Here is an 8,889-nt window from a genome sequence, read left to right on the forward strand (position 1 = left end):
TGGCGGTGGCGGTGGCGGCACCGGTGCGCCCGGTGCGGGCGCCGGTGCTCCCGCGGCCGGTGGTTTCCGTGGTCGTCCCGGTGGCGGCGGCGGTCGTCCCGGTGGTCCCGGTGGCCGTGGCGGTGCGGCCGGTGCGTTCGGTCGTCCCGGTGGTGCCCCGCGTCGTGGCCGTAAGTCGAAGCGGGCGAAGCGCGCCGAGTACGAGAGCATGCAGGCGCCCGCCGTCGGCGGCGTGCGGCTGCCGCGCGGCAACGGCGAGATCATCCGGCTCGCCCGCGGCGCGTCGCTGTCGGACTTCGCGGAGAAGATCGACGCCAACCCGGCCTCCTTGGTCCAGGCGCTGTTCAACCTCGGCGAGATGGTCACCGCGACCCAGTCGGTGAACGACGAGACCCTCGAGCTGCTCGGCAGCGAGATGAACTACGTCGTGCACGTGGTCAGCCCCGAGGACGAGGACCGCGAGCTGCTGGAGAGCTTCGACCTCACCTACGGCGAGGACGAGGGCGACGAGGAAGACCTGCAGGTCCGTCCGCCGGTGGTGACCGTCATGGGTCACGTCGACCACGGTAAGACCCGACTGCTGGACACGATCCGCAAGGCCAACGTCCGCGAGGGCGAGGCCGGTGGCATCACCCAGCACATCGGCGCCTACCAGGTGATGACACACCTCGGCGACGACGACCGCCTGATCACCTTCATCGACACCCCGGGTCACGAGGCGTTCACCGCCATGCGTGCCCGCGGTGCGAAGGCCACCGACATCGCGATCCTGGTGGTCGCCGCCGACGACGGCGTCATGCCGCAGACGGTGGAGGCGATCAACCACGCGCAGGCGGCCGACGTGCCGATCGTCGTGGCGGTCAACAAGATCGACAAGGAAGGCGCGAACCCGGAGAAGATCCGGCAGCAGCTGACCGAGTACAACCTGGTGGCCGAGGAGTACGGCGGCGAGACGATGTTCGTCGACATCTCCGCCAAGCAGGGCACCAACATCGAGGCACTGCTCGAGGCGGTCCTGCTCACCGCGGACGCCGCCCTCGACCTGCGCGCCAACCCGGACATGGACGCCCAGGGTGTCGCCATCGAGGCGCACCTCGACCGCGGCCGCGGCCCGGTGGCGACTGTGCTCATCCAGCGCGGCACGCTGCGTGTCGGCGACTCGATCGTCGCGGGCGACGCCTACGGTCGCGTGCGCCGGATGGTCGACGAGCACGGCGACGACGTCGAGGCGGCGCTGCCGTCGCGGCCCGTCCAGGTCGTCGGCTTCACGTCGGTGCCCGGCGCCGGTGACAACCTGCTCGTCGTCGACGAGGACCGGATCGCTCGCCAGATCGCCGACCGCCGCAATGCGCGCAAGCGCAACGCGCTGGCCGCGCGCAGCCGCAAGCGGATCAGCCTGGAAGATCTGGATGCCGCGCTGAAGGAGACTTCGGAGCTGAACCTGATCCTCAAGGGCGACAACTCCGGTACCGTCGAGGCCCTCGAAGAGGCCCTCATGGGTATCGAGGTCGGCGACGAGGTGCGTCTGCGGGTCATCGACCGCGGTGTCGGTGGCGTCACCGAGACCAACGTCAACCTGGCCTCGGCGTCGAACGCGATCATCATCGGGTTCAACGTGCGCGCCGAGGGCAAGGCGACCGAGCTGGCCAACCGCGAGGGCGTGGACATCCGGTACTACTCGGTGATCTACCAGGCCATCGACGAGATCGAGAAGGCCCTCAAGGGCATGCTCAAGCCGATCTACGAAGAGGTCGGGCTGGGTCGCGCCGAGATCAGGGCCATCTTCCGCTCGTCGAAGATCGGCAACATCGCGGGCTGCATGGTCACCTCCGGGTCGGTCAAGCGCAACGCCAAGGCGCGTCTGCTGCGCGACAACGTGGTGATCGCCGAGACCGTGACCATCTCCTCGCTGAAGCGGGAGAAGGACGACGCGACCGAGGTCCGCGAGGGCTTCGAATGCGGTATGACGCTGACCTACTCCGATATCAAGGAGGGCGACGTCATCGAGGCGTACGAGTTGCGCGAGAAGCCGCGCGACTGATCGGTCCGAGATAGTTCGAACACCGCACCTGCGTCCGAGGCCCCGCCTGTACGGCCGGGCACCGGGCGCGAGGTGCGGTGTTCGGTTCGGCCTTAGACACTGAAAGGTGTGTGGGTGTACCTAGGTGCACTGGAGTTCGACCTCCTGCTCGGCGACGTGCATTCGTTGAAGGAGAAGCGGTCGGTCATCCGGCCGGTGCTCGCCGAGCTGCAACGCTTCGGCGTGAGCACGGCCGAGGGCGGGGAACACGATCGGTACCGGCGCTCGTTGCTGGGAGTGGCCATGGTCAGCGCGAGCATGGGTCACCTGACCGAGGTGCTCGACAGATGTGAAAGGCACGTCGCGGCGCGTCCGGAGTTACAGTTGCTGGCAGTACGCCGCCGGATCTTCGGGCCCGAGGACTAGGCCCGCGACGCCAACCGAATACAGACAACAGTGAGGAGGAAACGGCCATGGTGGATCAAGCCAGGGCACGCCGACTCGCGAAGCGGATTTCCTCGATCGTGGCGACCGCGATCGAATACGAGGTGAAGGATCCGCGGCTGCGTTTCGTGACGATCACCGACGCGAAGGTCACCGGTGATCTGCGCGAGGCCACGGTGTACTACACGGTGATGGGTGAAACCCTCGATGCCGAACCGGATTACGCGGCCGCGGCCGCCGGTCTGGAGAAGGCGAAGGGGGTACTGCGTTCCAAGGTGGGGGCGGGGACAGGGGTGAAGTTCACGCCGACGCTGGCGTTCGTACTGGACAAGGTGCCCGACGCCGCGCGCGAGATGGAGGAGCTGCTGGCCCGCGCCAGGGCCGCCGACGACGCGGTGGCCAAGACGGCCGCCAATGCCAGGCACGCAGGCGACTCCGACCCGTACAAGGTCGAGCGCGACAGCGCCGAGTGACGCGCGGCGCGGATGACCACGAGCGGTAACCCGGCCGAACTCGACGCGGCCGTCGCGGCCCTGACGGCCGCCGGATCGGTCACCATCCTGTGCCACGTGCAACCCGACGCCGACACCATCGGCAGCGGTCTGGCGTTGGCACTCGTGTTGCATCGGCGCGGCATCCCGGTGTGGGTGTCGTTCGCCGAGCCCGCCGAGCTGCCCGCCTCCATGCGCTCGCTGCCCGGAATCCAGCATCTGGTCCCGCCCGCGGAGGTGCCGCGCGAGGTGGACCTCCTGGCCACGGTGGACTGCGGAAGCGCGGGCCGGCTCGGCGCGCTGGCGGACCGGTTGCCCGGCGCCACCACGACGCTGGTGCTCGACCATCACCGCTCGAACACCAGATTCGGCGCGATCAACGTGGTCGACCCCGGCGCCGAGTCCACGACCAGCCTGATCGCCCGGCTGCTCGACGCCTGGGGCGTCCCGATCGATCCCGACGTGGCGCACTGCCTGTACGCGGGCCTGGTCACCGACACCGGCTCGTTCCGCTGGGTGCAGCCGGGCACCCATCGACTGGCCGAACGGCTGCTGGCCACCGGGATCGACGGCGCGGAGATCGCGCGCACGCTGCTGGACACGCATCCGTTCGACTGGCTGCCGATGCTCTCGCGGGTCCTCGGCACCGCCCGGTTGGAGCAGGGGGCGCGCGGCGGCACCGGATTGGCGTACGTGTTCGTGCGCCGCGACGACGTGACGGGGGTGCGCTCGGAGGAGGTCGAGAGCGTCATCGATATCGTCCGCACCACGGCGGAGGCCGGGGTGGCTGCGGTGTTCAAGGAGTCGCGCACCGTCGACGGCCGCTGGACGGTCTCGCTGCGGTCGCGGGACTCCGGGCCCGGCGCGCGGGACGGCGTGGACGTCGCCGAGGTGGCGACCGCGCTCGGTGGCGGTGGCCATCGTTACGCGGCCGGGTACACCACCGACGGACGCCCGGAGGATGTGGTGCGGGCGCTGCTCGCCGCGCTGGGATAGCGGATGAGCAGACAGGATGTCGGCGACGCCGAGGGAGTCCGCGCGGATCCGGTCGGTGGCGGCGCCGATCCCGCCGAGGCCGGGCCGCGGCGCATACTCGGACTCGCGCTGCCCACGCTGGGCGTCCTGGTCGCCGAACCGCTCTATCTGCTGTTCGATCTGGCTGTGGTCGGCAGGCTCGGCGCGCTGGCGCTGGCCGGACTGGCCGTCGGGGGTTTGATTCTCGCGCAGGTGAGTACCCAGCTGACCTTTCTGTCCTACGGGACGACCGCGCGGGCCGCGCGCAGACACGGCGCCGGGGACGAGCGCGGGGCGGTGGCCGAGGGCGTGCAGGCCACCTGGCTGGCGGTCCTGGTCGGTCTGCTGATCCTGATCACGGTGCAGGCGTTCGCCGTTCCGCTGACCGACGCGATCGCGGGCGGCGGGGACATCGCCGCCGAGGCGCTGCCGTGGGTGCGGATCGCGCTGTTCGGCGTGCCGCTCATTCTGATCGCCATGGCGGGCAACGGGTGGTTGCGCGGTGTCCAGGAGACCCGCCGTCCGCTGCTGTATGTGGTTGCCGGTCTTGCGCTTTCGGCCGTGCTGTGTCCGGTGCTGGTGCACGGACTGCTCGGCGCGCCGCCGCTGGGGCTGCCCGGCTCGGCGGTGGCGAACCTCGCCGGGCAGGCGGTGACGGCCGTGCTGTTCCTCGGCGCCTTGGTGCGCGAACGGGTTTCACTGGTTCCGCACTGGTCGGTGATGCGCGCCCAGTTGGTGCTCGGCCGCGACCTGATCCTGCGCAGCCTGGCTTTTCAAGCGTGCTTCGTGTCGGCGGCGGCCGTGGCGTCGCGGTTCGGGGCGGCATCCGTCGCGGCGCACCAGCTGGTCCTTCAGCTGTGGAATTTCCTTGCGCTGACGTTGGACTCGCTGGCCATCGCCGCGCAGACCCTGGTGGGTGCGGCGCTCGGCAGCGGCAACGCCGTGGGCGCGCGGCGGCTGGCGTGGCGCGTCACGCGGTGGTCGGAGGTCTTCGCGCTCGCGCTGGCCGCCGCGTTCGCGGCCGGGTACGCGGTCGTCCCGACGCTGTTCACCGACGACCCGGCCGTGCTGGATCGCACCCACGTGGCGTGGTGGTTCTTCGTGGGGATCATTCCGGTCGCCGGTGTGGTGTTCGCGCTCGACGGGGTGCTGCTCGGCGCCGGTGACGCGGCGTTCCTGCGAACCGCCACGCTCGGCGCCGCGCTGGTCGGGTTCCTGCCCGCCATCTGGCTCTCGCTCGTCTTCGACTGGGGGATCGCGGGCATCTGGTCCGGCTTGGTCGCCTTCATGGTGCTGCGCTTGGCGGCGGTCGTCTGGCGGACGCTGTCGGGCCGCTGGGCGCAGGTGGGCGCGGAGATCCCGCGGGGGCGTGCCTGACCGATGTCATCACCTGCTGTGTCGCGGACGCCCGCGACATTCGGGTGCACTCGACCGGCATCGAGGAGTCACTGACGAGGACACATGGCTCGAAGTGCGCGGCGGCGTGGAACCGGACAGTGCTGGCCGCGATCGCGACGGGACGCCGACGCTCGTCGTGCACGACTACCGCCGCGACGAGCCTGTTCGCTGATGCGGACTCACGCCGGATTCGTCGCGGCGCTTTCGGTCGCGCGGAAACGGCGGACGACGACGCCCGCGGGTCGCACCGACCGGCCCGCGACGGTGAGGCCGGGCTGCACCAGGGCCTCGACGGTGCGGTCGGCGTCCGGGTCGGCGGTGGCGGTGACGTCGGCGGCCTCCATGGTGAGCGAGTCGAACGGGTCGTCGGGCCGCGGCGTGACCAGCGCGGCGCCCCGGCCGGTGAGCAGCCGCTCGACGCGTGCGGCGACGGCCTCGAAGGCCGCTCGCTCCCTGGCGGATTCGGCGGTCGCGGCGCAGGCGGCTGTATCGCCGTGCAGGGCGAACAGCTCGACGACCAGCGGCAGATCGGCGCCTGCGCGATCATGGCGGGCGCGGGCCTTGGCCTCGTCGGCGAGGCGTTCGATGGTGGCGGCCTGGCGGGCGACGACCCGGGACAGGTCCTCGACGCGTTCGGCGAGTTGGGCGAGCGATTCCGCGACTGGTTCCGTCATGCCCGCACCATAGCCGGGGCACGGGTGGATGGGATTGGGCGTCAGCCGAATTCGCCGATCGGTCGCTGCGCCGCTGTCGGACCCGGCTGATACCATCGCCTGCCATGGGGGTCTACGGCATCGACCTGGGCACAACGAACTCGGCGATCGCGCGGATCGACGCCGACGGTCGGCCCGAGGTAATGATCGGCATGAACGGGGAACCGACGGTTCCCTCCGTCGTGCTGTTCGCGTCCGCATTCGATCATCTGGTGGGCGAAGGCGCGCGGCGGCAGGCCCGGCTGGATCCCGAGCACGTGTGCTCGCTGGTGAAACGCCGGATGGGCGACGCGGAGTGGCGTTTCGCGGCGCACGGCGAGAGCTGGTCGGCGCCCGCCGTGTCGGCGCTGATTCTCAAGAGTCTCGCCGCCGACGCGGAATTCGGCGGCGGCGAGCCGGTGCGACGGGCCGTGATCACGGTGCCCGCGTACTTCGGCGACGAGGAGCGCCGCGCCACGATCCAGGCGGGCACCTACGCGGGCTTCGACGTCGCGGGCGTGCTGTCCGAGCCGATCGCGGCGGCGTTCTCCTACGGTTTCGGCAGGCTCGACGGCGGCGTGGACATCGGCAAGACCGGTGCGCGGGAGACCGTGCTGGTCTACGACCTCGGCGGCGGCACCTTCGACGCCACCGTCATCGAACTGGCCGACCGGCGCATCTCTGTGCTCGCCGTGGAAGGCGACCACCAGCTGGGCGGCGCGGACTGGGACGAGCGCATCGCCCTGTATCTGTCCCAGCAGTTCTGCGCGGCCAACCCCGATGCCGAAGACCCGCTGGACGATTCGGCGGGTTCGCAGATGCTGGTGCTGGCCGCCGAGCGGGCCAAACGCGAACTGAGCGACGCGGAGAGCACCGAGATCGTGGTCGCGCACGACGGTGCGCGCGCTGTCATCACGCTGACCAGGGACGAGCTCGAGTCGATGACGGCCTCGCTGATGCGTCGCACCCTCGACCTCACAAGGGACTGCCTGGCCGCCGCGGGCAAGCGCGGCGTGGCGTCGATCGACCGGCTGCTGCTGGTGGGCGGCTCCTCCCGGATGCCGATGGTCGAGCGCGAGCTGACCAAGGAACTCGGCCTGATCGGCGAGCTGCGCGACCCGGACCTGTCGGTGGCGCGCGGTGCGGCGCTCTACGGCGAGAAGCTCGAGATGGAGCGGCTGATCGTCGCCGATCTGGTCACCCGCGGTCGGTTGCGGGACGGCTCCGGGGTGAACGAGGCGGCCCCCGCGGATCTGGACCAGTCGATCGCCCGGGTCGCCCAGTCGTTCGGCCAGCCGGTGAGTTTGGTGCGGCGGATGCTGGAGATCCAGGTCGACACCGTGGTGTCGCGCGGATTCGGTGTGCTGGCGCTGGATTCGCACTACGGATTGGCGGCCGCCTGGCTGGTGCACCGCAATCAGACGCTGCCGGTGCGGGTGCGTCGCTCGTTCGGCACCGTCCGTGAGGACCAGGACCAGATCGAGCTGACCATCGTGGAACAGCAGGGGCAAGCCGCCTCGATGCGCCCCGAGGACACGAAAGTGCTTGTGGAGGGCCGTATTCGCGGCATCCCCCCGGGCTATCCCGCGGGCAGCGAGGTGCGCGTCACCTTCGAGATGGGTTTCGACGGCGTGCTGCACGTGACCGCGCACCACGTCGACGCCGACCTGCCGCTGACCCTGTCGGCGCAGACCGGAGCCACCCTGTCGCAGGCCGACGTCGCTCGGGAACTCGACCAGGTGCAGCGCTCCCGCCGCCGCGACAGCTGAGCCGCCATGCACGCTTTCGACCCCAACGACTACCGCAAGCGGGTGCTCGCCGCGGTCGAGCGCCGCGGCGGCATCGAGCACTCGGACCCTTTCGAGCTCTACGACATTCCGCTCGACGAAGCCGAGTCCCTCGATGACGCCGAAGTTGCTGCCCGGGTCGCCGAGGTGTGGGGCTTCTGGCAGCGCCAGCGCGACCATCCGAAGTACCGGGTGCTCGTCGGGCTGCTGGTGGAAAGCCACGACCGGCTGTCCTTCTTGCTGCTCGACGCGTCCGCCCGACGGGCCGAGGCGAGCCGAATCCGGCAGGAGCGCGAACAGCGCGACGCAGAACGCTACGAGATGCTCGACGTCGCGATCTCCCGGCTGGTGCAGCGCCACGGCGGGGTGCCCGCCGCGAAAGTGCCGGGGCTGGAGGAGATCGGGGCGATGGGCGGACTCACCGCCGCCGAGGTGGCCACGCGTTTGCGTCGCCATCGGATCGTCCAGGACGAGCCGGCGCCCGCCGCCCCCGCGGCCACGGGAGCGCTCTCCGACCAGCGGCGCAAACAGATCCGCGGGCTGCTCGCCGAATGGGCGCGGCTGGTGGACGGTCCGCCCGCGCCGACGCTGCTCGGGTTGCTCGGGCTGGATCCGAGCCGCGCCACCCACACCGGCGAGATCCGGCTGCGCGCCGACGCATTGCGCGCGCGGTCGCGTGAGCTGCCGCCGGGGCGGATGCGGGTGGTGCTCGACGAACTGCTGGTGCACGTGCAGGACCTGCTGGAGCCCGGCGGGCCCGTGGTGGCCGAGTACGTCGCCTCGATCGTCGAGGACATCACCGCGGAACTGCGGCCCAAAGTGCGGGCGGCCGTGCTCGTCGAGGACGAACTGATCGGGGAGGACTACGAGTTCCTGCTCGACGAGGCGATCGCCCTCGGCATGGACCCGCACGCCGCGGGTCGGTTGCTCGAAGATCTCGCCGTCGAATTGGGTTCGCGCGCCGTGGGATCCGCGCCGCCGCGGCACGCCCCCGCACCGTCGAGGCCGAGTCCGGCGCCCGTGCCCGCACCGCCGCGGCGGCT

General features: G+C 70.8%; 7 protein-coding genes and 1 pseudogene. 7 read left to right on the plus strand and 1 reads right to left on the minus strand.

Annotation, left to right across the window (positions count from 1 at the left end; translation table 11 throughout):
• The 5 genes from infB to NL1_RS34820 all read left to right on the plus strand — a co-directional run.
• Positions 1 to 2,041 (plus strand): translation initiation factor IF-2 (infB, locus tag NL1_RS34800; RefSeq protein ID WP_084511397.1); only part of this gene is annotated, 2,041 nt, incomplete at its 5' end.
• Between the two features lie 114 nt (positions 2,042 to 2,155).
• Entirely contained in the window at positions 2,156 to 2,446 is a 291-nt protein-coding gene (locus tag NL1_RS34805) for a DUF503 domain-containing protein (RefSeq protein ID WP_067848919.1), read from the plus strand.
• Between the two features lie 47 nt (positions 2,447 to 2,493).
• Entirely contained in the window at positions 2,494 to 2,937 is a 444-nt protein-coding gene (gene rbfA / locus NL1_RS34810) for a 30S ribosome-binding factor RbfA (protein WP_067848913.1), read from the plus strand.
• A gap of 12 nt (positions 2,938 to 2,949) precedes the next feature.
• Entirely contained in the window at positions 2,950 to 3,951 is a 1,002-nt protein-coding gene (locus NL1_RS34815; protein WP_067848914.1) for a DHH family phosphoesterase, read from the plus strand.
• Between the two features lie 3 nt (positions 3,952 to 3,954).
• Positions 3,955 to 5,346 (plus strand): MATE family efflux transporter, encoded by a 1,392-nt coding sequence (locus NL1_RS34820; RefSeq protein ID WP_067848916.1) that lies wholly within the window; start codon positions 3,955 to 3,957, stop codon positions 5,344 to 5,346.
• Between the two features lie 200 nt (positions 5,347 to 5,546).
• Here the strand turns inward: NL1_RS34820 and NL1_RS34825 are convergent, their stop codons facing one another.
• On the minus strand, positions 5,547 to 6,041 hold the full coding sequence (locus NL1_RS34825) for a nucleotide exchange factor GrpE (RefSeq protein ID WP_067848922.1): 495 nt from the start codon (positions 6,039 to 6,041) through the stop codon (positions 5,547 to 5,549).
• Between the two features lie 104 nt (positions 6,042 to 6,145).
• Between NL1_RS34825 and NL1_RS34830 the strand changes: the two genes are divergently transcribed.
• Together NL1_RS34830 and NL1_RS34835 are read left to right on the plus strand one after the other, a co-directional pair.
• Complete coding sequence (locus NL1_RS34830; protein ID WP_067848918.1) at positions 6,146 to 7,828, plus strand: Hsp70 family protein; 1,683 nt, start codon at positions 6,146 to 6,148, stop codon at positions 7,826 to 7,828.
• A gap of 6 nt (positions 7,829 to 7,834) precedes the next feature.
• A pseudogene (locus NL1_RS34835) lies at positions 7,835 to 8,889 on the plus strand (Ig-like domain repeat protein); the annotation flags it as partial.

It is taken from the genome of Nocardia lijiangensis NBRC 108240 (assembly GCF_001613045.1).
Classification (GTDB): Bacteria; Actinomycetota; Actinomycetes; order Mycobacteriales; family Mycobacteriaceae; genus Nocardia; species Nocardia lijiangensis.